General features: G+C 61.9%; 22 protein-coding genes. 11 read left to right on the forward strand and 11 right to left on the reverse strand.

Features of this window, described 5'->3' with window-relative positions:
* Nucleotides 1–15: 15 nt before the first annotated feature.
* The 3 genes from rho to M1E16_RS26535 form a co-directional block, all read right to left on the reverse strand.
* Nucleotides 16–1,275, reverse strand: coding sequence for a transcription termination factor Rho (gene rho / locus M1E16_RS26525; RefSeq protein WP_003206716.1), 1,260 nt, complete (start codon nucleotides 1,273–1,275; stop codon nucleotides 16–18).
* A gap of 241 nt (nucleotides 1,276–1,516) precedes the next feature.
* Nucleotides 1,517–1,846, reverse strand: a complete 330-nt coding sequence (gene trxA / locus M1E16_RS26530) for a thioredoxin TrxA (RefSeq protein WP_003206727.1) — start codon at nucleotides 1,844–1,846, stop codon at nucleotides 1,517–1,519.
* 121 nt (nucleotides 1,847–1,967) lie between these two features.
* On the reverse strand, nucleotides 1,968–2,675 hold the full coding sequence (locus M1E16_RS26535; RefSeq protein WP_458128764.1) for a FadR/GntR family transcriptional regulator: 708 nt from the start codon (nucleotides 2,673–2,675) through the stop codon (nucleotides 1,968–1,970).
* Between the two features lie 254 nt (nucleotides 2,676–2,929).
* Between M1E16_RS26535 and M1E16_RS26540 the strand changes: the two genes are divergently transcribed.
* The 5 genes from M1E16_RS26540 (at nucleotide 2,930) to ppx (ending at nucleotide 7,534) form a co-directional block, all read left to right on the forward strand.
* Entirely contained in the window at nucleotides 2,930–3,715 is a 786-nt protein-coding gene (locus M1E16_RS26540) for a transporter substrate-binding domain-containing protein (protein ID WP_305498011.1), read from the forward strand.
* 21 nt (nucleotides 3,716–3,736) lie between these two features.
* Complete coding sequence (locus M1E16_RS26545) at nucleotides 3,737–4,405, forward strand: amino acid ABC transporter permease (protein ID WP_305498009.1); 669 nt, start codon at nucleotides 3,737–3,739, stop codon at nucleotides 4,403–4,405.
* Nucleotides 4,402–5,052 carry an amino acid ABC transporter permease gene (locus M1E16_RS26550; RefSeq protein WP_434627201.1) on the forward strand — a complete coding sequence of 217 codons (651 nt, stop codon included), beginning with the start codon at nucleotides 4,402–4,404 and terminating at the stop codon, nucleotides 5,050–5,052. The genes M1E16_RS26545 and M1E16_RS26550 overlap by 4 nt, the downstream gene beginning before the upstream one ends.
* On the forward strand, nucleotides 5,039–5,773 hold the full coding sequence (locus M1E16_RS26555; protein WP_039590243.1) for an amino acid ABC transporter ATP-binding protein: 735 nt from the start codon (nucleotides 5,039–5,041) through the stop codon (nucleotides 5,771–5,773). Before M1E16_RS26550 ends, M1E16_RS26555 begins: the two co-directional genes overlap by 14 nt.
* Before the next feature lie 258 nt (nucleotides 5,774–6,031).
* The gene (ppx, locus tag M1E16_RS26560; RefSeq protein ID WP_434627199.1) at nucleotides 6,032–7,534 is read left to right on the forward strand and encodes an exopolyphosphatase; all 1,503 of its coding nucleotides are present in this window, start codon (nucleotides 6,032–6,034) and stop codon (nucleotides 7,532–7,534) included.
* A 198-nt stretch (nucleotides 7,535–7,732) separates the two neighbouring features.
* Here the strand turns inward: ppx and ppk1 are convergent, their stop codons facing one another.
* Complete coding sequence (ppk1, locus tag M1E16_RS26565; protein ID WP_434602202.1) at nucleotides 7,733–9,949, reverse strand: polyphosphate kinase 1; 2,217 nt, start codon at nucleotides 9,947–9,949, stop codon at nucleotides 7,733–7,735.
* 17 nt (nucleotides 9,950–9,966) lie between these two features.
* Complete coding sequence (gene hemB, locus M1E16_RS26570; protein WP_458128765.1) at nucleotides 9,967–10,980, reverse strand: porphobilinogen synthase; 1,014 nt, start codon at nucleotides 10,978–10,980, stop codon at nucleotides 9,967–9,969.
* 204 nt (nucleotides 10,981–11,184) lie between these two features.
* On the opposite strand from hemB, the gene M1E16_RS26575 reads away from it, so the two are divergent.
* Nucleotides 11,185–11,808, forward strand: a complete 624-nt coding sequence (locus M1E16_RS26575; RefSeq protein ID WP_305498000.1) for a DedA family protein — start codon at nucleotides 11,185–11,187, stop codon at nucleotides 11,806–11,808.
* Here the strand turns inward: M1E16_RS26575 and M1E16_RS26580 are convergent.
* The gene (locus tag M1E16_RS26580; RefSeq protein WP_458128766.1) at nucleotides 11,789–13,024 is read right to left on the reverse strand and encodes a sterol desaturase family protein; all 1,236 of its coding nucleotides are present in this window, start codon (nucleotides 13,022–13,024) and stop codon (nucleotides 11,789–11,791) included. The two genes, M1E16_RS26575 and M1E16_RS26580, sit on opposite strands and share 20 nt — an antisense overlap.
* Before the next feature lie 122 nt (nucleotides 13,025–13,146).
* On the opposite strand from M1E16_RS26580, the gene elbB reads away from it, so the two are divergent.
* Complete coding sequence (gene elbB, locus M1E16_RS26585) at nucleotides 13,147–13,815, forward strand: isoprenoid biosynthesis glyoxalase ElbB (protein WP_434570998.1); 669 nt, start codon at nucleotides 13,147–13,149, stop codon at nucleotides 13,813–13,815.
* A gap of 122 nt (nucleotides 13,816–13,937) precedes the next feature.
* On the opposite strand, the gene M1E16_RS26590 is transcribed toward elbB, so the two are convergent.
* Both M1E16_RS26590 and M1E16_RS26595 read right to left on the reverse strand, forming a co-directional pair.
* Entirely contained in the window at nucleotides 13,938–14,393 is a 456-nt protein-coding gene (locus M1E16_RS26590; RefSeq protein ID WP_458128767.1) for a YaiI/YqxD family protein, read from the reverse strand.
* 94 nt (nucleotides 14,394–14,487) lie between these two features.
* Nucleotides 14,488–16,386, reverse strand: coding sequence for an FTR1 family protein (locus M1E16_RS26595; protein WP_458128768.1), 1,899 nt, complete (start codon nucleotides 16,384–16,386; stop codon nucleotides 14,488–14,490).
* Nucleotides 16,387–16,699: 313 nt separating this feature from the next.
* On the opposite strand from M1E16_RS26595, the gene M1E16_RS26600 reads away from it, so the two are divergent.
* The 4 genes from M1E16_RS26600 (at nucleotide 16,700) to M1E16_RS26615 (ending at nucleotide 19,917) form a co-directional block, all read left to right on the forward strand.
* On the forward strand, nucleotides 16,700–18,094 hold the full coding sequence (locus M1E16_RS26600; protein WP_434570992.1) for a COG3014 family protein: 1,395 nt from the start codon (nucleotides 16,700–16,702) through the stop codon (nucleotides 18,092–18,094).
* Nucleotides 18,095–18,112: 18 nt separating this feature from the next.
* Nucleotides 18,113–18,484: a YcfL family protein gene (locus M1E16_RS26605; RefSeq protein ID WP_434627189.1), complete on the forward strand. Its 372-nt coding sequence runs from the start codon at nucleotides 18,113–18,115 to the stop codon at nucleotides 18,482–18,484.
* Nucleotides 18,485–18,582: 98 nt separating this feature from the next.
* A complete protein-coding gene (gene lpoB / locus M1E16_RS26610) occupies nucleotides 18,583–19,170 on the forward strand; it encodes a penicillin-binding protein activator LpoB (protein ID WP_305497989.1) in 588 nt (195 codons plus the stop codon).
* 3 nt (nucleotides 19,171–19,173) lie between these two features.
* Nucleotides 19,174–19,917: a penicillin-binding protein activator LpoB gene (locus tag M1E16_RS26615; RefSeq protein ID WP_434696459.1), complete on the forward strand. Its 744-nt coding sequence runs from the start codon at nucleotides 19,174–19,176 to the stop codon at nucleotides 19,915–19,917.
* 140 nt (nucleotides 19,918–20,057) lie between these two features.
* Here the strand turns inward: M1E16_RS26615 and rhtB are convergent, their stop codons facing one another.
* The 3 genes from rhtB to abc-f all read right to left on the reverse strand — a co-directional run bounded on the left by rhtB (nucleotide 20,058) and on the right by abc-f (nucleotide 23,276).
* Complete coding sequence (gene rhtB / locus M1E16_RS26620) at nucleotides 20,058–20,690, reverse strand: homoserine/homoserine lactone efflux protein (RefSeq protein WP_434570989.1); 633 nt, start codon at nucleotides 20,688–20,690, stop codon at nucleotides 20,058–20,060.
* Nucleotides 20,691–20,784: 94 nt separating this feature from the next.
* Nucleotides 20,785–21,366, reverse strand: coding sequence for a mechanosensitive ion channel domain-containing protein (locus M1E16_RS26625; protein WP_434654799.1), 582 nt, complete (start codon nucleotides 21,364–21,366; stop codon nucleotides 20,785–20,787).
* Nucleotides 21,366–23,276: a ribosomal protection-like ABC-F family protein gene (gene abc-f / locus M1E16_RS26630; RefSeq protein WP_458128769.1), complete on the reverse strand. Its 1,911-nt coding sequence runs from the start codon at nucleotides 23,274–23,276 to the stop codon at nucleotides 21,366–21,368. Before abc-f ends, M1E16_RS26625 begins: the two co-directional genes overlap by 1 nt.
* Between the last annotated feature and the right edge of the window lie 40 nt (nucleotides 23,277–23,316).

Genomic DNA, 23,316 nt, shown 5'->3' on the forward strand with positions numbered 1-23,316 from the left:
GCTGGCCTGCTCGACTTACTTGCGCTTCATCGACAGGAAGAACTCATCGTTGGTCTTGGTCGTTTTCAGCTTGTCGACCAGGAACTCGATGGCCGCCACTTCATCCATCGGATGCAGCAGCTTGCGCAGGATCCACATGCGCTGCAACTCGTCATCGGCCGTCAGCAATTCTTCGCGACGGGTACCGGAACGGTTGATGTTGATGGCCGGGAACACGCGTTTTTCAGCAATGCGACGGTCCAGGGGCAGTTCCATGTTGCCGGTACCCTTGAACTCCTCGTAGATCACTTCGTCCATCTTCGAGCCGGTTTCAACCAGCGCGGTGGCGATGATGGTCAGCGAGCCGCCTTCTTCGATGTTCCGTGCGGCACCGAAGAAACGCTTCGGTTTCTCCAGGGCGTGGGCATCGACACCACCGGTCAATACCTTGCCGGAGCTCGGGATCACGGTGTTGTAGGCACGGGCCAGACGGGTGATGGAATCGAGCAGGATCACCACGTCCTTCTTGTGTTCGACCAGGCGCTTGGCCTTCTCGATCACCATTTCGGCAACCTGCACGTGACGGGTCGGCGGCTCGTCGAACGTCGAGGCGACCACCTCGCCGCGCACGGTGCGCTGCATCTCGGTCACTTCTTCCGGACGCTCGTCGATCAGCAGCACGATCAGATGAACTTCAGGATTGTTACGGGCGATGTTGGCCGCGATGTTCTGCAGCATGATCGTCTTGCCCGCTTTCGGCGGCGCCACGATCAGACCGCGCTGGCCTTTGCCGATAGGTGCGCACAGGTCGATGACACGACCGGTGAGGTCTTCGGTGGAACCGTTGCCGGCTTCCATCTTCATGCGCACGGTCGGGAACAGCGGGGTCAGGTTCTCGAAGAGAATCTTGTTCTTCGCGTTTTCCGGACGGTCAAAGTTGATCGTATCGACCTTGAGCAGCGCGAAGTAACGCTCGCCTTCCTTTGGAGGGCGGATCTTGCCAACGATGGTGTCACCGGTGCGCAAGTTGAAGCGACGGATCTGGCTCGGCGAGACGTAGATATCGTCCGGGCCGGCGAGGTAGGAAGCGTCCGCGGAGCGGAGGAAGCCGAAGCCGTCCTGGAGAATCTCCAGCACGCCATCACCGGAGATTTCCTCGCCGCTTTTTGCGTGCTTCTTGAGCAGGGAGAAAATCACGTCCTGCTTGCGCGAACGGGCCATATTTTCTATGCCCATCTGTTCGGCCAATTCGAGCAGTTCGGTAATCGGCTTTTGCTTGAGTTCAGTCAGATTCATATAGGAATGACGTAATCATTTATGGAGGGGGGAAATTAAGCTTTTGGCTTAATGAGGCCGCGCCGCGGAGAAGGCGACAGGATCGCGTACTTGTTCGAAAGGAGAGCGTCGGCGACGGCTTGCAGGGGGCAATGGAGAAACCATTGCGGGGCCGAATGTAACACCTCGATTTACGAGCGTCTAGCCCTGGATAACGAAAAAGCCCCGCGATTTGCGGGGCTTTTGGCAGAACATCCGACGCTTAGATATTGGCGTCGAGGAAAGCCGCCAGTTGCGACTTCGACAGCGCGCCGACCTTGGTGGCCTCGACGTTGCCGTTCTTGAACAGCATCAGGGTCGGGATACCACGCACGCCGTGCTTGGCCGGGGTTTCCTGGTTTTCGTCGATGTTCAGCTTGGCGACGGTCAGTTTGCCCTTGTAGGTCTCGGCAATTTCGTCCAGGACCGGAGCGATCATTTTGCAAGGACCGCACCACTCAGCCCAATAGTCGACCAGCACTGCGCCTTCGGCCTTGAGTACGTCAGCTTCGAAGCTAGCGTCGCTAACGTGTTTGATCAGATCGCTGCTCATGGAAATCTCCGGGGTAATCAGCAAAAAAACGTGGCCCATCATAGCTGCCCTTCCCGGGTTCAGGAAGCCGCAGTTGATTGAGTCTCGCTATGGAGATTGATGGCTTTGGGTATGGCCCGCTTCACGAAGCGGCCGGTGCGATGAATGATATACCCGTACGCAACGCAGCATTACGTACATGTTCCTGCATGTTTTTTTGCGCCGAAACCGATGCCCGGCGGGCCAGGGCGCGAAGGATCTTGCGATGTTCCTGCCATGTCTCCATTGCCCGCTCCGCCCTGATGAACGGTAGCTTCTGGCTTTCCAGGAAGATATCGGCGCTGGCGGTGAGAATGCCCAGCATCGCCTGGTTGCCGCTGGCCAGCAGGATCCTCCGGTGGAACTCGAAATCCAGCCGCGCCGCCGCGTCGAAATCCCCAGCCTTCAACTCCCGGCGCATGGCCTCGACGTTGTCATCCAGCGCATCGAGCTCATCGGCGCTCAACGTGACGGCCGCCAACCCGGCCGCGAAACCCTCAAGGGCATAACGCAACTGAAAGATATCCACTGGCGAGGCCTGTGCGGCGAAGGGCCAACCCGGCGCCGATTCGCTGCGCGGGGCCTCCACCGGCGACTGCACGAACACACCTCTGCCCGGCTGCACGCTGATCATGCCCAAGGCGCTGAGCGATGAAAGTGCCTCGCGCAGCGATGCCCGGCTCACACCCAGCTGCAAGGCCAGGTCCCGTTGCGACGGCAGCGCATCCCCCGGGCCGAAGCCCTCGTCGGCGATCAGCTTGCGGATGCCTTGCAGCGCTACTTCCGGAACGGCGCGAGAAATGGAATTCATGGTTTTTCAGTTAAACCGAGTCAATGAGCGGCTAGTTGTAAAGCTATTCGAAGCCCTCGGCAAGTCGTGCCCCAGCAGGGTTCGGCGGCTTGCATCAACGCTCGATAAAGGTGCGAAACGCGACGCAACTGTTCAGACCAGTCAGACCGATGCCCACCAGCAAAATCGCGGCTTTGGTGGATCAGCAAGGCCTTTGGCATGGCCTGTGCTCTGTCCGATCAGAGAAATCACATCATCGACTGCGGAGATTCACCATGATCCAGCGTTGCAGCGTCCTGCTCACTGCCCTGTTTGCCAGCCTGATGCTTTGCCAATTGCCCGCCCACGCTGATGGCCTGGAAGACGTGGTCAAGCGCGGTACGCTCAAGGTTGCGGTGCCTCAGGATTTTCCACCGTTCGGCTCCGTGGGTCCGGACATGAAGCCACGCGGCCTGGACATCGATACGGCGAAACTGCTGGCCGACCAGCTCAAGGTCAAGCTTGAACTGACGCCCGTCAACAGCACCAACCGCATTCCATTCCTGACCACTGGCAAGGTCGACCTGGTGATTTCCAGCCTGGGCAAGAACCCCGAGCGTGAAAAAGTCATCGACTTCTCCAGCGCCTACGCGCCGTTCTACCTGGCCGTATTCGGCCCGCCTGACGCCGCCATCAACGGCCTGGACGACCTCAAGGGCAAGACCATCAGCGTCACCCGTGGCGCCATCGAAGACATCGAGCTGAGCAAGGTCGCCCCCGAAGGCACCACCATCAAGCGCTTCGAAGACAACAACTCGACCATCGCCGCCTACCTGGCCGGCCAGGTGGACCTGATCGCCAGCGGCAACGTGGTGATGGTCGCCATCAGCGAGCGCAACCCCAAGCGCGTTCCGGCGTTGAAAGTGAAACTCAAGGACTCGCCGGTATACGTGGGCGTGAACAAGAACGAGCCGGCGCTGCTGGACAAGGTCAACCAGATCCTCGCTACGGCCAAGACCGACGGCAGCCTGGAGAAAAACGCCCAGACCTGGCTCAAGCAGCCACTGCCGGCCGACCTCTGACCGTCGCTTGAGAGGCTGAGCATGGCTTATCAGTTCGATTTCCTGCCGGTGGTGCAAAACACCGAGCTGCTGTTGCGCGGCGCGCTGTTCACCCTTGAACTGACGGCCATCGGCGCGTTGCTCGGGGTCGGCCTGGGCATCGTCGGGGCGGTGGTTCGGGCGTGGAATATCCGTCCGTTCGCGGCGATATTCGGCGTGTACGTGGAACTGATCCGCAACACGCCGTTCCTGGTCCAGCTGTTTTTCATCTTCTTCGGCTTGCCGTCCCTGGGCCTGCAGATTTCCGAGTGGCAGGCGGCGGTGCTGGCGATGGTGATCAACCTCGGCGCGTATTCCACCGAGATCATCCGGGCCGGCATCCAGGCTATCCCGCGGGGGCAACTGGAAGCCGCCGCGGCACTCGCGATGAGCCGCTTCGAAGCGTTCCGCCACGTGGTCTTGCTGCCGGCACTGGGCAAGGTCTGGCCGGCGCTGAGCAGCCAGATCATCATCGTGATGCTCGGCTCCGCCGTCTGTTCGCAGATCGCCACCGAAGAGCTGAGCTTCGCCGCCAATTTCATCCAGTCGCGCAACTTCCGCGCGTTCGAAACCTACGCGCTGACGACGCTGATCTACCTGTGCATGGCGCTGTTGATCCGCCAGTTTCTCAACTGGATCGGGCGTCGCTACATTGCCAGGAGCAGCCAATGAGCGATTTCACTTTCTGGGACGTGGTGCGCAACCTGCTCACCGGCCTGCAATGGACCCTGGCGCTGTCGCTGGTGGCGTTTATCGGCGGCGGTGTGATCGGCTTGCTGGTGATGGTGCTGCGCATCTCCAAACGCGCCCTGCCGCGTAATGTCGCCCGGACCTATATCGAGCTGTTCCAGGGCACGCCACTGTTGATGCAATTGTTCCTGGTGTTCTTTGGCGTGGCCCTGGCCGGGGTGGAGATTTCCCCCTGGATGGCGGCGGCGATCGCCCTGACGCTGTTTACCAGCGCCTACCTGGCGGAGATCTGGCGCGGTTGCGTCGAGTCGATTTCCAACGGCCAATGGGAAGCGTCCGCGAGCCTGGCGCTCAACCCGCTGGAACAGTTGCGCTACGTGATCCTGCCCCAGGCGCTGCGGATTGCCGTGGCGCCGACCGTGGGCTTCTCCGTGCAGGTGGTCAAGGGCACGGCCGTGACGTCGATCATCGGCTTTACCGAACTGACCAAGACCGGCGGCATGCTCGCCAATGCCACGTTCGAGCCGTTCATGGTCTACGGGCTGGTGGCCCTCGGTTATTTCCTCCTTTGTTACCCCTTGTCCCTCAGCGCGCGCTATCTGGAAAGGAGACTGCATGCCTCTGCTTAGAATTTCCGCCCTGCATAAGTACTACGGCGATCACCACGTGCTCAAAGGCATCGACCTGAGCGTCGAGGAAGGCCAGGTGGTGGCGATCATCGGCCGCAGCGGTTCGGGGAAATCCACCTTGCTGCGCACCCTGAACGGTCTCGAATCGATTAACGACGGCGTGATCGAAGTCGACGGCGAGTACCTCGACGCGGCACGCGCCGACTTGCGCAGCCTGCGCCAGAAAGTCGGGATGGTTTTCCAGCAATTCAACCTGTTCCCGCACCTGACGGTCGGCGAGAACGTGATGCTCGCGCCGCAAGTCGTGCAAAAAGTGCCCAAGGCCAAGGCGGCCGAGCTGGCGCGGCAGATGCTGGAGCGGGTCGGGCTCGGCGAGAAATTCGATGCCTTCCCGGACCGTTTGTCCGGCGGCCAACAGCAACGGGTAGCGATTGCCCGAGCCCTGGCGATGTCGCCGAAGGTGCTGCTGTGCGATGAAATCACCTCGGCCCTGGACCCGGAGCTGGTCAATGAAGTGCTCAGTGTGGTGCGGCAATTGGCGAAAGAAGGCATGACGCTGATCATGGTCACCCATGAAATGCGCTTTGCCCGGGAGGTAGGGGACAAGCTAGTGTTCATGCACCAGGGCAAAGTGCATGAAGTGGGGGACCCGAAGGTGCTGTTCGCCGATCCGCAGACGGCCGAGCTGGCGAACTTCATCGGGACGGTGGAGCCTGCCTGAACTTTGCTGGCAAGACCTTCTGTGGCGAGGGAGCTTGCTCCCGCTCGACTGCGCAGCAGTCGCAGGCCCTGCCAGCCGGTTTATTCCTGATGTATCGGGTTGATTCATTTGGGGCAGCTGCGCAGCCCAGCGGGAGCAAGCTCCCTCGCCACAGAAGCCAAGCCAAGCTGCTCCGGGTCAAGGGTTTGGATCAGGCGCGTTGGCGTAAGCGGTCGATCGTGGCAGGATGGCAAGGTTATCGACCGAGACTTTTTGACCATGCCGCTATCCCAAGCCAAGAATCTGTCCCTGATCGCTGCCATAGACCTGGGCTCCAACAGCTTTCACATGGTCGTCGCCAAGGCCCAGAACGGGGAAATCCGCATTCTTGAGCGACTCGGCGAGAAGGTCCAGCTGGCCGCCGGTATCGACGAAGAACGTCAACTGAGCGAAGAATCCATCCAGCGCGGCCTCGACTGCCTCAAACGGTTTGCCCAACTGATCAACGGCATGCCCCTGGGCGCGGTGCGCATCGTCGGCACCAATGCCCTGCGCGAGGCGCGCAACCGCGGCGAATTCATCCGGCGCGCCGAAGAGATCCTCGGCCATCCGGTGGAAGTCATCTCCGGCCGTGAAGAGGCCCGCCTGATCTACCTGGGTGTTTCCCACACCCTGGCGGACACCCCGGGCAAGCGCCTGGTGGCGGACATCGGCGGCGGTAGTACCGAATTCATCATCGGCCAGCGCTTCGAACCACTGTTGCGCGAAAGCCTGCAGATGGGTTGCGTCAGCTTCACTCAGCGCTACTTCCGCGACGGCAAGATCACCCCGGCCCGCTACGCCCAGGCCTACACGGCGGCGCGCCTGGAAATCATGAGCATCGAGCACGCGCTGCACCGCCTGACCTGGGATGAAGCCATCGGTTCCTCGGGCACCATTCGCGCCATCGGCCTGGCGCTCAAGGCTGGCGGCCATGGCAGCGGCGAGGTCAACGCCGAAGGCCTGGCCTGGCTCAAGCGCAAAGTGTTCAAGCTGGGCGAATCGGACAAGATCGACTTCGAAGGTATCAAGCCTGATCGCCGGGCGATTTTCCCGGCGGGCCTGGCGATTCTCGAGGCGATTTTTGACGCCCTCGAACTGCAACGCATGGACCACTGCGAAGGTGCCCTGCGTGAGGGCGTGCTCTACGACCTGCTGGGGCGCCATCATCACGAAGACGTCCGCGAGCGCACCCTCGGCTCGCTCATGGAGCGTTACCACGTCGATCAGGAACAGGCGGCGCGGGTCGAGCGCAAGGCCCTCCACGCGTTCGACCAGGTGGCCGACGACTGGGACCTGAACGACGGTGTATGGCGCGAACTGCTGGGCTGGGCCGCCAAAGTGCACGAAGTCGGCCTGGACATCGCCCACTACCATTACCACAAGCACGGCGCCTACCTGATCGAGCATTCGGACCTGGCGGGTTTCTCTCGCGAGGACCAGCAGATGCTTGCGCTACTGGTGCGTGGTCACCGGCGCAATATTCCCAAGGATAAATTCGCCGAGTTCGGCGATGACGGCATCAAGCTGATCCGCTTGTGCGTGCTGTTGCGCTTCGCGATCCTCTTCCACCACATCCGCGGCACCCAGGAAATGCCCCAGGTAACCCTGCATGCCAATGGTGATCAACTGGATGTGATATTCCCGGACGGCTGGCTGGAAGAAAACCAACTGACCCAGGCCGACTTCGCCCAGGAAGCGGAATGGCTGACCCGGGTCGGGATTGTGCTGAATATCCACTGATCGGCACCACGGCACGCTCCCCCGTGGCGAGGGAGCTTGCTCCCGCTCGACTGCGCAACAGTCGCAGGATCTGCCTGAAATGGAAGTTTTCCTGATACACCGAGCTGAATGGCTTCAGGGCTGCTGCGCCCGAAGCGTCGGACCGACCCAGCGGGAGCAAGCTCCCTCGCCACGAAAAGCCGATCCCGCCTCCAGGCTTTAACGAACCGCCAACACCGGGCTGCTAAGCCGATCCAGCAAGGTCGCCTGGGCACTGCGCGGGTTCTGGTTGCCGGTCGGCGTGTTGCGGATGTAACGGCCGTCCGACTGCAGGCTCCAACTGTGGGTGTTGTCGGTGAGGTAGCTTTCCAGCTCTTTCTTGACCCGCAGGATCAGCTTCTTGCCCTCCACCGGGAAGCAGGTCTCGACACGCTTGTCGAGGTTGCGCTCCATCCAGTCGGCACTGGAGAGGAACATTTGCTCCTCGCCGCCATTGAGGAAATAGAACACCCGCGTGTGCTCCAGGAAGCGCCCGATGATCGAGCGCACATGGATGTTGTGGGACACCCCCGGAATGCCAGGCCGCAGGCAGCACATGCCGCGTACCACCAGGTCGATGCGCACGCCCGACTGGCTGGCCTTGTAGAGCGCGCGAATGATCTTCGGATCAGTCAGCGAGTTGAATTTGGCGATGATGTGCGCGGGCTTGCCGTCCAGGGCGAACTGGGTTTCCCGGGCGATCATGTCGAGCATGCCCTTTTTCAGGGTGAACGGCGCATGCAGCAATTTTTTCATGCGCAGCGTTTTGCCCATGCCGATCAGTTGGCTGAACAGCTTGCCGACGTCCTCGCACAGCGCATCATCCGAGGTCAGCAGGCTGTAGTCGGTATACAGCCGAGCGTTGGCGGCGTGATAGTTGCCGGTGCCCAAGTGCGCGTAGCGCACAATCTCGCCGGCCTCGCGCCGCAGGATGAGCATCATCTTGGCGTGGGTCTTGTAGCCAACCACGCCGTAGATCACCACCGCGCCGGCCGCTTGCAGGCGGCTGGCCAGTTGCAGGTTGGATTCTTCATCGAAACGCGCGCGCAATTCGATCACCGCGGTGACTTCCTTGCCGTTTCGCGCCGCGTCCACCAGGGCGTCGACGATCTCCGAGTTGGCGCCGCTGCGGTACAACGTCTGGCGCACCGCCAATACGTGGGGGTCCTTGGCGGCCTGGCGCAGCAAATCGACCACCGGCGTGAACGACTCGAAGGGGTGCAGCAGGAGGATGTCCTGTTTGCTGACCACACTGAAAATGTTCTCGCTGTTTTGCAGCAGTTTCGGAATCTGCGGCGTAAACGGCGAGTATTGCAGCTCCGGATGGCTGTCCAGGCCGGTGATACTGAACAGCCGCGTCAGGTTCACCGGACCATTGACCTGATACAGCTCGGTCTCGTGCAGGTTGAACTGCTTGAGCAGGTAGTCGGACAGATGTTTCGGGCAGGTGTCGGCCACTTCCAGGCGCACCGCATCGCCGTAACGGCGGGAGAACAGCTCGCCGCGCAGGGCGCGGGCCAGGTCTTCGACATCCTCGGTGTCCACCGACAGGTCGGCGTTACGGGTCAGGCGGAACTGGTAGCAGCCCTTGACCTTCATGCCCTGGAACAGGTCATCGGCATGGGCGTGGATCATTGACGACAGGAACACATAGTTGTCGCCAGGCCCACCGACATCTTCCGGCACGCGAATGATGCGCGGCAGCAGGCGCGGCGCCGGAATGATCGCCAGGCCGGAATCGCGGCCAAAGGCGTCGATGCCTTCCAGCTCGACGATGAAGTTCAGGCTCTTGTTTACCAGCAATGGAAACGGGTGCGTCGGGTCGAGGCCGATCGGGGTAATGATCGGGGCGATCTCGTCGCGGAAGTAACGGCGCACCCAGGTCTTGAGCTTGGTCGTCCAGTAGCGGCGACGGATGAAGCGGACCTGATGTTTTTCCAGCTCCGGCAGCAGGATGTCGTTGAGGATCGCGTACTGGCGGTCAACGTGACCGTGTACCAGCTCGCTGATGCGCGCCAGGGCCTGGTGCGGTTGCAAACCATCGGCACCGGCCTGCTCGCGGGCGAAGGTGATCTGTTTTTTCAGGCCGGCGACGCGAATCTCGAAGAACTCGTCCAGGTTGCTGGAAAAGATCAGCAAAAACTTCAGCCGCTCCAGCAGTGGATAGGACTCATCCAGTGCCTGCTCCAGCACGCGGATGTTGAATTGCAGTTGCGACAGCTCGCGATGGATGTACAGGCTGCTGTCATCCAGGTTGGTGATCGCGATCGCCGGAGCAGGGGCCGGCTCGGGCACGGCCGCTGGAGCCGACTCCAGCTCCGGCGGCGTTTCGGCGGCTTGCTCGACCACGGGCTGAGCGTCTTTTACGGCAACTTCTGTGAGTCCTTCGGTATTCATCGCAAGTTCCTGGGAGGCTATTTCTGCTCTCGTAACAATTGGGCGGCGCGCACGGCAAAGTAGGTCAGGATGCCATCAGCACCCGCACGTTTGAAAGCGGTCAGGGACTCGAGAATCACCCCTTCGCTCAACCAGCCGTTCTGGATCGCGGCCATGTGCATCGCATACTCGCCGCTGACCTGATAAACAAAGGTCGGTACTTTGAATTCTTCCTTTACCCGGCAAAGAATGTCGAGATAAGGCATCCCCGGCTTGACCATGACCATGTCTGCGCCTTCTGACAAGTCGGCAGCCACTTCGTGCAAGGCTTCGTGGGTGTTGGCCGGGTCCATCTGATAGGAGGCCTTGTTGGCCTTGCCCAGGTTCAGGGCCGAGCCGACCGCGTCGCGGAACGGACCGTAGTAGGCGCTGGCGTACTTGGCCGAGTAGGCCATGATGCGCACGTTGACATGGCCGGCCACTTCCAGGGCTTCGCGGATCGCCTGGATGCGACCGTCCATCATGTCGGATGGCGCCACGACCTGGGCCCCCGCTTCGGCGTGGGACAACGCTTGCCTGACCAGCGCATCGACGGTGACGTCGTTCTGCACGTAGCCTTCTTCGTCGAGAATGCCGTCCTGACCGTGCGTGGTAAACGGGTCCAGCGCTACGTCGGTGATCACGCCGAGCTCCGGGAAGCGCGCGCGCAGGGCACGGGTCGCGCGCTGGGCAATACCCTCGGGGTTCCAGGCTTCGGCGGCGTCCAGCGATTTGAGCGCTGGCGGGGTGACCGGGAACAGCGCCAGCGCCGGGATACCCAGTTCCACCCACTCGGCCGCCGCTTCGAGCAGCAAGTCGATGGTCAGGCGCTCCACGCCAGGCATCGACGCCACCGCTTCACGACGGTTCTCCCCGTCCAGTACGAACACCGGCAGGATCAGGTCATTGGTGGTCAGCACATTTTCACGCACCAGCCGACGGGAGAACTCATCACGGCGGTTGCGGCGCAGACGGGTGGCGGGGAACAGACGATTGGCGGGGGTAAAGCTCACGGCAGACTCCTGAGCCCGCAGACGGGCGAGCGTGACAGTTATAAGCGGTCATTATGACGAACACATGACAGTTGTGCTGAAGCGCGACCACTAGTCGCAGTGATTGTCTTCTGTAGGAAATGTTCACGTCGAGACACATTTCGATACTTTCCTGAATGTGCCTGAAGGGTTAGGCTGCGCGTTCATTTCGCCAGCACCCAGACAATGCTCCAACAATTTCTGCATGACTTCGGCTACTTGGCCCTGTTTATCGGCACGTTCTTCGAAGGCGAAACCATCCTCGTGCTCGCAGGCTTCCTGGCGTTCCGTGGCTACATGGACATCAACCTGGTGGTGGTCGTGGCATTTTGCGGCAGCTACGCGGGCGATCAGCTGTGGTACTTCCTGGGCCGCAAACATGGCCGCAAGCTCCTGGCGCGCAAACCGCGCTGGCAGTTGATGGGGGATCGCGCGCTGGAACACATCCGCCGCCATCCGGATATCTGGGTACTGAGCTTTCGCTTCGTCTACGGTTTGCGCACGGTGATGCCGGTGGCGATCGGCCTCTCTGGCTATCCACCGGGTCGCTACCTGCTGCTCAACGGTATCGGCGCGGCGATCTGGGCAACGGCCCTGGCGGCTGCCGCGTACCACTTTGGCGCGGTGCTCGAAGGCATGCTGGGCAGCATCAAGAAATACGAACTGTGGGTACTTGGCGCCCTGCTGGTGCTGGGCTTGGGCCTATGGCTGCGTCGACGCATCAAGAACGCTCGGCTGGCCAGGCAAGTCCTTGCGGCAGAACGTCTCGAACAAGCCAAGTCCGCCGAGACTACGACGCCAGGCGAGTAAGACGGTTGCGGCAATAGTACAAGCCGATGCCACTGATCAGGCTGTAGCTGAGCAAGCCAACCCAGGCCACCGGGCTGGCCGGCCATAACCCGGCCAGCGGCGCCAGCCACACCAGCGGCAGGTTCGCAGCCAGGCGCAAAAGCTCAAGCCTCAGCGCCCACGGGCGATTCTCCAGAGCCGCGCCCAACACGAACAGACCCAACGCTACCGCTCCCCACCCCAACACCAGGGCAGTGGCCGGCAGGCTGTTTTCCAGGTTCATCAAATAACTGCCCAGGGCGATGTAGAGACAAAACTGCAGCGCCACGTACCACTGTTGTCGCGCGTCCAGGGATACTTCGAATTTGCGGAACCGGCTCAGGTCCGGCTTGTTCAGCGGGTACCTGGCGGCCACATCGGCTGGCCGCCAACCGGTGGGCATGAACCAGATCCGCAGCTTGTCCCACCAGCGCTCGGCGCGCCGGGCATCGGCCCACAGTTGCGCATAGAACTGCAGATTGGCCCACAACGGATTCCAGCTCGCCAGTGGCGTGGTCACGCCGAAAATGACCGGCTCGTTGTCGTCCTCTTCCTGGAAGGTGCCAAACAGACGGTCCCAAATAATGAACACGCCGCCGTAGTTGCGATCCATGTAGAGAGGGTTCTGTGCATGGTGGGCACGATGATTGGATGGCGTGACGAAGCACCACTCCAGCCAGCCGAGCTTGGGGATGTGCTGGGTATGCACCCAGAACTGATACAGCAGGTTCAACGCCGCGACACTGACGAACACCAGCAGCGGCACGCCCAGCACCGCCAGCGGCAGGTAGAAAATCCAGCTCAGCAGGAAACCGCTGCTGGTCTGGCGCAACGCCGTGGAGAGGTTGTAGTCCTCGCTCTGGTGGTGCACCGAATGGGCGGCCCAGAGGATGTTGCGCTCGTGGCCCAAGCGGTGCAGCCAGTAGTAGCAGAAGTCATAGAACACGAATGCGAATACCCAGGTCCAGGCCTGGTCGGTCGGCCATTGAAAGACCGCCAGATGCTCCAGGGCAAAGGCATAGGTCACCAGGCCCACGCCCTTGGTCAACAACCCCGTCGTGGTCGACAGCACACCGGTGCTCAGGCTGTTGATCGCGTCCGCCAGGCGATAGTGGCTCACGCCACGCCAGCGATCGGCCAGCAACTCGACGGCAATCAACACGAAGAAAAACGGCACGGCATACAGGATGAAATTCATGACGCGACCCGGGCATGCAAGGCAGGAAGGAGCTGGCAGATTAGGTTTAGCTGCCGGATCCCCCTATGGCAACGAGTGACAAATTAGTAGACATTTAACGCCATGAATCTGGAGAAAAGCCCATGAGCAAAAAAGTTGCAGTGATCCTTTCCGGCTGTGGCGTGTACGACGGCGCAGAGATCCACGAAAGCGTGATCACTTTGCTGCGTCTCGACCAGCGCGGCGCGCAGGTCCAGTGTTTCGCCCCCAACATCGCCCAATTGCATGTCATCAATCACCTGACCGGTGAGGAAATGCCCGAGAGCCGCAACGTGTTGGTGGAGTCGGCGCGCATCGCCCGGGGAAATGTGAAAGACCTGCGCGAAGCCAGGGCCGAGGACTTTGATGCGCTGATCGTGCCCGGCGGCTTCGGCTCGGCGAAAAACCTCTCCAACTTTGCCGTCGAAGGCGCCGGTTGCAGCGTCCAGCCGCAAGTCCTGGCGTTGACCGAAGCCTTCGCCGAGGCCGGCAAGCCGGTTGGGCTGATCTGCATCTCACCGGCCCTGGCGGCGAAAATCTACGGCCCTGGGGTGACCTGCACCATCGGCACGGACGCCGACACCGCTGCTGCCGTGACCAAGATGGGCGGGACTCATGAAGAGTGCCTGGTCACCGATATCGTCGAAGACACCGCGCGCAAGCTGGTCAGCACCCCCGCCTACATGCTGGCGCAGAACATCAGCGAAGCGGCTTCGGGGATCAACAAGCTGGTGGACCGGGTGCTGGAACTGACGCACGAGAATGATGAGTGACCTCCTGTCTCTTTTCTGTGGGAGCGAGCCTGCTCGCGAAAACGCCGGTACAAGCAACCTGTCCATAGGCTGATAGGCCGCCTTCGCGAGCAGGCTCGCTCCCACAGGGATCCAGGCAAGGTTCAAGACAAGCGAGACAACCGCGTCAATATCCGATCCAGCGCATTGGCAAACCCCTGCTTGTCCCGCTCGCTGTACGCCGCCGGGCCACCGCCCATGTGGCCCTGTTCCCGCAAGTCGGTGAACAGGTTGCGCACCGCCAGTCGATTGCCCATGTTCTGCGCGTCGAACTCCTTGCCCCTCGGGTCAAGGGCTGCGACGCCTTTCTTTACCAGGCGGTCGGCCAGCGGCACGTCGCTGCAGATCACCAGTTCACCCGGGACGGCATGCTCCACCAGATAATCGTCCGCCGCATCAGGCCCGCTGGGCACCACGATCAGCTTCACCAGAGCCAGGCCCGGCTTGATCTGCGGCTGCCCGGCCACCAGTACTACTTCAAACTGGCGCTTCAAGGCGAACTTGACCACCAGTTCCTTAGCGGCCTTGGGGCAGGCGTCGGCGTCGATCCATACACGCATCGGGTTATTCCTCATCAAAAAGCTTCGCGAGCGGGCTCGCTCCCACAATGGATAGCCTACCTCCTGTGGGAGCGAGCCGGCTCGCGAAATGACTTCAGGAAACCTGCACCCGACGTTTCTCCGCCACCCAACTGCGCCCGTACAGCACAACGATCGCGATGATCGCTACCGCCTGGGCCGCCAGGGAATAAGCATCGGCATGGATGCCCAGCCAGTCGAACTCGAAGAACGCCACCGGCCGCGTGCCGAAGATCCCGGCTTCCTGCAAGGCCTTCACGCCATGACCGGCAAATACCACCGACAACGCACACAGCAAACCGGCGTTGATGCTGAAGAACAGCGCCAGCGGCAATTTCGCCGAGCCGCGCAAGATCACCCAGGCCAGTCCCACCAGCAGCACCAGCGCCGTCGCGCCGCCGGCCAACACCGCGTCATGCCCGGCCGGGCCGGCCTGCAGCCACAGGGTTTCGTAGAACAGGATCACCTCGAACAGCTCTCGATAGACCGAGAAAAATGCCAGGATCGCGAAACCGAAACGGCCTCCGCCGCCGACCAGGCTGCTCTTGATGTAATCCTGCCAGGCCGCCGCGTGGCGCCGGTCGTGCATCCACACACCCAACCACAGCACCATCACGCTGGCGAACAACGCCGTCGCGCCTTCGAGCAATTCGCGCTGCGCGCCACTGACATCGATTACGTATGCGGCGAGCGCCCAGGTCGCCAGGCCGGCCAGCAGCGCCAGGCCCCAGCCAACGTTGACGCTGCGCACCGCCGACTGCTGGCCAGTGTTGCGCAAGAACGCCAGGATCGCCGCCAGGACCAGGATCGCCTCCAGGCCTTCGCGCAGCAGGATCAGCAAGCCCGAAATGTAGCTCAGCGACCAGCTCAAGCCATCGCCACCGAGCAGGCCGGCGGACTCTTTCAACTTGGCCTTGGCCGCGTCCAGGCGTTGCTCGGCCTGCTCGACCGGCAAACCGTCCTGCAAGGACTGACGGTAGGCCATCAAGGCCTTCTCGGTATCTTTACGGACGTTGGCGTCGACATTGTCCAGTGAGCTCTCCACCAGCTCGAAGCCTTCCAGGTACGCCGCCACCGACAAGTCGTAGGCCTGGTCGTGGTCACCTGTGCGATACGCCGCGATGCTCTTGTCCAGGGTAGCGGCGGTGTAGTCAAGCAACTGCGCCGGGCCGCGCTGCACCTGCGGTGGCTGGGCGCGCTGGGCGCGGAACGTCGCCGCTGCCGCGGGCCCCTGGGCGGCGATGACTTCGGCCGGGGTCTGGCGGGCCAGGTCGGCGAGGTTGAAGGTCTGCTCGCCCTTGGCCGCAGCCGGGTCGGCGCTGAAGCTGGCGATGTAGGTCGCCAGGTCCCAGCGCTGACGGTCGTCGAGCTGATCGGCGAAGGCCGGCATATCGGTGCCTTCGACGCCCATGCCCAGGGTGTTGTAGATCGCGTAGAGGCTCAGGCGATCCAGGCGCTGCCCGTCGCGCAGGTTCGAGGGCGGCGGCTCCAGGCCGACACCCGCCGGACCGTCGCCGGCACCGCTGTCACCATGGCACACCGAGCAGTTCTGGGCATACAACGGCGCCCCGCGCGTCGGGTCCGGGGTGATCACCGGCGCCTGGCTGATCTCATAGGCTACGGCCAGCCTGGCCCCCAGCTGCCGCGCCAGACGGGCCACGTCAGCGCCGTCCCGGCGCTGGCTGATCGCACTGCGCAACGTACCGATGCCTTGCGTCAGCTCAGCTTTCTCCGGCTTGCCTGGCAGCGCGGCGACCAGCCCTTCCAGCACTTGAGTGAATTCCAGTTGCTCGCGATATTCGGCATCGTCGATGACCTTCCCCGCGTCGACGGTCGCCGGGTAATCCGCCCCGATGTAATCCAGCAAGTGCAGCGCCTGTGGCGCGCCTTCAACAGTGTCAGCCAGCAGATCGGCACTGCAAAGCGCAAGCATCGGCAGCGCAATCCAGGCCAGAAAACGAAACGGGGCAGTCATGAATGACTCTCGATTGGAAATAAGAAGTAACACATTGTTCACTTCCAATGCGCTTGGCTCAAGCACCGATGTGTTCCGGCCAAGCATTTTCATCGGATCTTCATGCTTTGAAGATGACATCACAAAAACATCATTTAGAAACTAAAAAGCCACTACACAAGCAAATCCACTGCTTATAATGCGCCGCCTACTTATTAGAAGAAGGCATAAAAGCTCCTCTGGACTTGAGGAACCGACGGCGCAAAAGCGCCTGTCCGTGGATCGCCCCAGCCCGACCCGCACCCCCCGGCTGATACTCAGGGAAGAAGTGTTCATGGCATCCCGTGCTCTTTTCTCGGTCGCCCTCGGCGCGATCACCTTGCTGTCCGGCTGCTCGGCGTTTCGCAACTACGACAGCGAACTGGCCCAGACCAATCAGCAACTGGCCTCGGGCAACGTCGACGCGGCATTGACCCTGCTGGAAAAAAACAACACCAGCAAAGACAAAGACCTGCTCTATTTCTTCGAAAAGGGTGAGCTGCTGCGTGCCAAGGGCGACCTCTCCGGCAGCCAGACCGCCTGGACCAGCGCCGACCAGCAAGTCGGGCAGTGGGAAGACGCCGTAAAGCTCGATACCGCCAAGTACGTCGCGCAGTTCGGCAGTTTCCTGGTCAATGACAAAGTCCGGCGCTATGAGGGTTATGACTATGAAAAGGTCATGCTCACCACTCAGATGGCGTTGAACCTGCTGGCGGTGAATGACTTCGACGGCGCACGGATGCAGATCAAGAAGACCCACGAGCGCGAAGCCGTGATCGCCGACCTGCGCGACAAGGAATACCTCAAGCGCGAGGAAGACGCCGAGAAACAGGGGGTCAAGACCGAATACAAGGACCTCAAGGGTTATCCGGTCGCCAGCCTTGACGCCCCTGAAGTGGTCAGCCTGAAAAACAGTTACCAGAGCGCGTTCAGCCATTACCTGGCAGGTTTCGTCTACGAAGCCCTGGGCGAGAAAGATCTGGCCGCGCCGGGTTATCGCAAGGCCGCCGAACTGCGTCCCAACACCCCGCTGCTGGAACAGGCGCTGCTCAACCTCGACAAGCCTGCCGCGAAGGACGACGACAGTGACGTCCTGATTGTGGTGCAGAGCGGCCTGGCGCCATCCCGTGACTCGATGCGAATCCCGCTGCCCTTGCCGATCAGCGGCAATGTAGTCATCACGCCACTGTCCTTCCCGCTGATCAAGCCGGACACCTCCACCGCGACCTTCGCCCAGATCGGCGTCGACGGCCGCCAGTTGGACCTGACCCAGCTCAACAGCACCACCGCCATGTCGCGCCGGGCCCTGCGCGACGACATGCCGGGGATCATCCTGCGCACGACCGTGCGGGCCATCACCCGTGGCGTCGCACAGAAACAGATCAACGAAACCAACCCGCTGGCCGGCCTGGCCGTGGGCATCACCTCGGCCGTGCTCGAAGGCGCCGACACCCGGACCTGGCGCACCTTGCCGGACTACACCCAAGTGGTGCGCCTGCGCCTGAAGAAGGGCGAACACCAGGTCACCCTGCCAAGCGCGGTAGGCGGCTCGGTGGTCAAGGTCAAGGTTGATCAGCGCTACCAGGTCATCAGCCTGCGGGCGGTGGGCAGCCAGGTCTTCGCCGGCGGCCTCGCGGCCCAGGTGATCCCGAGCGCCAACCCGACCGCCATCGCCCTCAAGCAACCTTAAGAACGGAGTCTTGTTCACATGCGTTTAAAACTGATCGCCGTCGGCGCCCTGGCCTTGCTGGCCGGTTGCGCCACCCCACCACCACCGGAGCAGGGCACTGCCGCCAGCAAGGTCGTGGCGATGGGCAAGACAAAAAACATCGTGGTCGGCGCCATGCGCGTCGCCCGCGAAAACGGCTACATGACCGTCAACGTGCAGTTGAGCAACACCAGTTTTAATAACAAGACGATGTATTACCGCTTCGCCTGGCTGGGACCGGAAGGCTTCCCGATCGCCGAAGAGGAAAGCTGGAAAACCCTGACGCTGTATGGCGAACAGACCCGCTTCCTGCCGGCCATCGCACCGACGCCCAAGGCCGTGGACTTTCGTTTGGAAATCAATACCCCTTGAGCCCTGTTCCGGTCGATCAGGTCAGCACCAGCCCCGTGGCACGGCCTGCCCTGGTTGGCACTGCGACTAATTCATTTATTCCTTTAGAGAGCACCTAAATGTTCCTACGCATCTCCTCCCTCGCCCTCGCCGCCCTGCTGGTCAGCGGCTGCGCCAACAACTCGCCGGTCCTGGGCAACAAGAACATCAGCTATGGCGACACCAAGGCCGTGGAAACCGTCACCAACGAGTTCGGCTCCACCGACCTGCAGATGATCGCCGAGTCCATGACCCGCTCCCTCGCTCAGTCCGGCATCCTGCAGGGTCGTCCGGTGGTGCAGGTCTACGACGTGAAGAACAAGACCAGCGAGTACATCGATACTCGCGAGATCACTACCAGCATCAAGACCCAACTGATGAAAACCGGCGCGGCACGCTTTGCCAGTGACAACAATGCCATGGACAGCCAGGTCGACCAGCTCAAGCTGCAGAACCAGAGCGGCCTGTACAAAAAAAGCACAGTGGCCAAGACCGGCAACATGATCGCCGCCAAGTACCGCATCGAGGGTTCCATCAGCTCGATCGTCAAGCGCAGCGAAGACTACAAGGACGTCTTCTACAAATTCAGCCTGCAACTGATCGATGTCGAAAGCGGTCTGGCCGAATGGATGGACGAGAAAGAAATCCGCAAGACCACGGAGCGTTAAGCCATGCGTACATGGATCGGAATCATGGCCCTGGCCTGCGCATTCAGTGCGCAGGCGGCCCCAAGAGTCGCAGTGACTGACCTGGCGTACCAGCAACGCGTGGAAGAATACATCCACACCGTTTCGGCCCAGAGCAACTTCCAGGCGAACCCGTACAGCGCCAGCGCGTCGTCGAGCTACGAAGAGATGGAAGCGACCAGCAGCTACATCGAGCAAGGCGAACTGCGCAAGTTCACTGGCGACATCAAGGGCGAGATCCTGCGCAGCGGTATGTTCCAGCTGGTGCAGGGCACGCCGCACACCGCATCGTCCACGGGCGATGTCTATGACGTGATCAAGCGAATCAAGGCCGGGCATTTCAAGGGCGCCGACTATGTGCTGTTCGGCACCGTGTCGGACATCGATTTCACTCGGGACATCAACGAGCTGGGCACTGCCGACAGCTACTCGGCGGTGCTCGCACTGTCGCTGGTGGCGGATTTCAGCCTGATCAACACCAAGACCTATGAAATCACCTCGGCCTTCACCGCCATGGGCGAGGGCCAGGACACCAAGCTGTTGAACCACCGGGACGTGCGTATCAGCCTCAATCGCCCACGGGTCGTGCGCGAAGTGTCCAAGGCGTTGGGTGAAGACGTGGCGCGGCAGTTGAGCGAGCAGCTCGGTGGCCCGAGCCATGAACAGCCTGGCGAGCCGGCGCAGCGCAATAACCTGCCGAGGGATACCGCGCCGGTAATCCTGCGCTGAAGCGCATTGCCAGGTAAGTGCTTTCGTGGCGAGGGAGCTTGCTCCCGCTCGGTTGCGTAGCGACCGCCTCTTTTGGGGCTGCTACGCAGCCCAGCGGGAGCAAGCTCCCTCGCCACAAGAGCTCGCCTTCGCCACGGTAACTACACCGCAGCCCTGCGAATCGTCGCCAGCAGACCTGCCGCGCCGATGAACAGCCCGGCGAAGGTCCGGTTCATCCGCCGTTGCTGTTTCGGGGTACGCAACAGGCGCAAGACCTTGGATGCCAGCCCGGTGTACCCGGCCATGACAATGAGGTCGACGCAGATCATGGTCACGCCCAGGATCAGGTATTGCTTGACCAACGGGGCATGAGGATCGATGAACTGCGGCAGCACCGCGAGCATGAATACCAGCGCCTTGGGGTTGCTGACATTCACCAGGAAACCGCGAAACACCAAGGCCAGGGGTTTGCCGATGGGGCGCACCGCCGCGTCGTCGCTAAGGTCTGCGGGAATGGCCCGCCATTGCTTGACGCCCAGATAGACCAGGTACGCCACGCCGAACCACTTGATTGCGTAGAAGGCGGTAGCTGACGCGGTGAGAATCGCGCCAACACCGGCGGCGACAATCACGATCTGCAACGCCAGGCCCAATTGCAGGCCCAGGGCGTTCCAGTAGCCACGCCAGAAACCGTATTGCAGACCGCTGGACATCGATGCAATGGCACCGGCGCCCGGCGAAAGGCTGATGACCCAGCAGGCGGCGAAGAACGCCAGCCACGTTTCCAGCAACATCGCACACCTCGGCTCAGTTCCGTCGAAACGAATAAACTAATGCGCCGCCGTGCGGATAACCACCGTTTTTTTCAGAACCCGCCCAGGGATCGGACTATTCGACGAAACCGCCGACCGGAAACGCTTCGCTGCCGCGCCAGCGCCGGACCGAACGCTGGAAGAACAGGCTGTTGGGCACCTGCACCATGGAGCTGCCGGTACCGAGTTCCTCGGGTTCGATCAAGGTGGTGTAGAGCAGGTTGATCGCCACCACCCGCCCCTTGATGCCAGGCTTGTCGGTGGCCTCGACCAGCTCGACCACGTCACCCAGGCGGAACGGGCCGACGGTGTAGATCAGAATGGCGCAGAGCAGGTTCGAGAGCACGCTCCAGATGGCGAAGAACGCCACCGCCGCAACGGCAACGAACCCCGACAGCGCGGTCCACAGCACCGTGGCCGAGACGCCGAGGCGTTCGAGCGCCACCAGTACCGCGCTGCCCATGATCAGCCAGCGCAGCACACCGCGCAGGATGATCACCAACTGGGACGGCAGTGGATAGCGCTCGCCGAGCCCGGTGAGGAAGCGCGCGACGACACGCTGGGCAACATAACCGACCAACAGAATCAGCAGGATTTGCACACCGAGCCAGATCGGCTCGATCCACATGACGGGTATAGGCAGGGACAACGCTTCCATCAGGACAACGCCTCCAGCTCCGCTTGCAGGTTTTCCAGCAACTCCAGGGCTTGCATCCACGCCTCCTCAAGTTCCGCTTCTCGAACTTTCAGCCTGGCCTGTTCAGCCAGCAGATCACGCAGCTCGTCCTTGCGCGCTGCCTCGTAGAGACCGCTGTCGCCAAGGCTGGTTTCGATTTTCTGCAGCTTTTCATGCAGTTTGCCCAACTCGGCTTCGAGCTTGTCGGCCTCGCGCTTGTGCGGCGCCAACTGCTGACGCAACGCTGCCGCGGCCTGGCGCTGGGCCTTCTTGTCGGTTTTGTCCGGGTTCACCGGGGTGCCGCTGACCGGTGCGTTGCGCTGGCGATATTCCACCAGCCAGCGCGCATAGTCTTCGAGATCGCCATCGAACTCCTCGACCTTGCCGTCGGCCACCAGGAAGAAGTTGTCCGTGGTGCTCTTGAGCAAATGCCGGTCGTGGGAGACCACCAGCACCGCGCCGCTGAACTCTTGCAAGGCCATGGTCAGGGCCAGGCGCATCTCCAGGTCCAGGTGGTTGGTCGGCTCGTCGAGCAGCAGCAGGTTCGGCCGGTCCCAGGCGATCAACGCCAGCGCCAGGCGCGCCTTCTCGCCACCGGAGAAATTCAGCACCGGCTCGTCGATACGCGCGCCGCGAAAGTCGAAACCACCGAGGAAATCGCGCAGAGTCTGTTCACGTTCGGTCGGCGCCAGGCGTTGCAGATGCAACAGCGGGCTGGCCTTGGCATCGAGCGAATCCAACTGATGCTGGGCGAAGTAGCCGACCACCGTGTTTTCGCCGCGCGTCAGGCGTCCGGCCAAAGGCTGGAGCTCGCCAGAGAGGTTCTTGATCAGGGTCGACTTACCGGCACCGTTGGGCCCCAGCAGACCGATCCGCGCGCCGGGGGTCAGTTGCAGCTTGACCTTCTCCAGCACGGTTTTGTCGCCGTAGCCCAGGCGCGCGTCGGACAGGTCGATCAGCGGACTGGAGATCTTGCTCGATTCGCGGAAGACAAAATCGAATGGTGAGTCGACGTGGGCCGCCGACAGTTCTTCCATCCGCTCCAGCGCCTTGATCCGGCTCTGGGCCTGGCGGGCCTTGGTAGCCTGGGCCTTGAAGCGGGCAATGTAGCTTTCCATGTGCGCACGTTGCGCCTGTTGCTTCTCGTAGGCCTGCTGTTGCTGGGCCAGACGTTCGGCACGGGCACGCTCGAAGGCACTGTAGCCGCCGCGGTACAAGGTGAGCTTGCGCTGGTCGACATGGGCTACGTGATCCACCACGGCGTCGAGGAAGTCGCGGTCGTGGGAAATCAGCAGCAGTGTACCGGGGTAACTCTTGAGCCACTCTTCGAGCCAGATGATCGCGTCCAGATCCAGGTGGTTGGTCGGCTCGTCGAGCAGCAACAGGTCCGACGGACACATCAGGGCCTGCGCCAGGTTCAGGCGCATCCGCCAGCCACCGGAGAAGTCGCCGACCTGGCGATCCATCTGTTCGTTGGTAAAGCCCAGGCCGGCCAACAATTTACGTGCCCGGGCGTCCGCGGTGTAGCCGTCGGCACTGTCGAGCTCCGAGTGCAGGCGCGCCTGGGCGGCACCGTCATGGGCGGCTTCGGCCGCGGCGAGATCGCGTTGCACCTCACGCAGACGCAGATCGCCATCGAGCACATAATCCACGGCCAGGCGTTCGAGCGTATCGACCTCCTGACGCATGTGGGCGATGCGCCAATCCGCCGGCAGGAAGCAATCGCCGGAGTCCGGGTGCAACTCGCCGCGCAGCAAAGCGAACAGGCTCGATTTGCCGGCGCCGTTGGCACCGATGAGGCCAGCTTTGTGGCCGGCGTGCAGGGTCAGCTCGGCGTCTTCTAGCAGACGTTGCGGGCCACGCTGTAAAGTCAGGTTCTGAAGTCGAATCATAATGGCGGCGGAGTCTACCAGCTTCGCTCGCAACTGGCGC

It is taken from the genome of Pseudomonas sp. Z2-11, assembly GCF_054161305.1.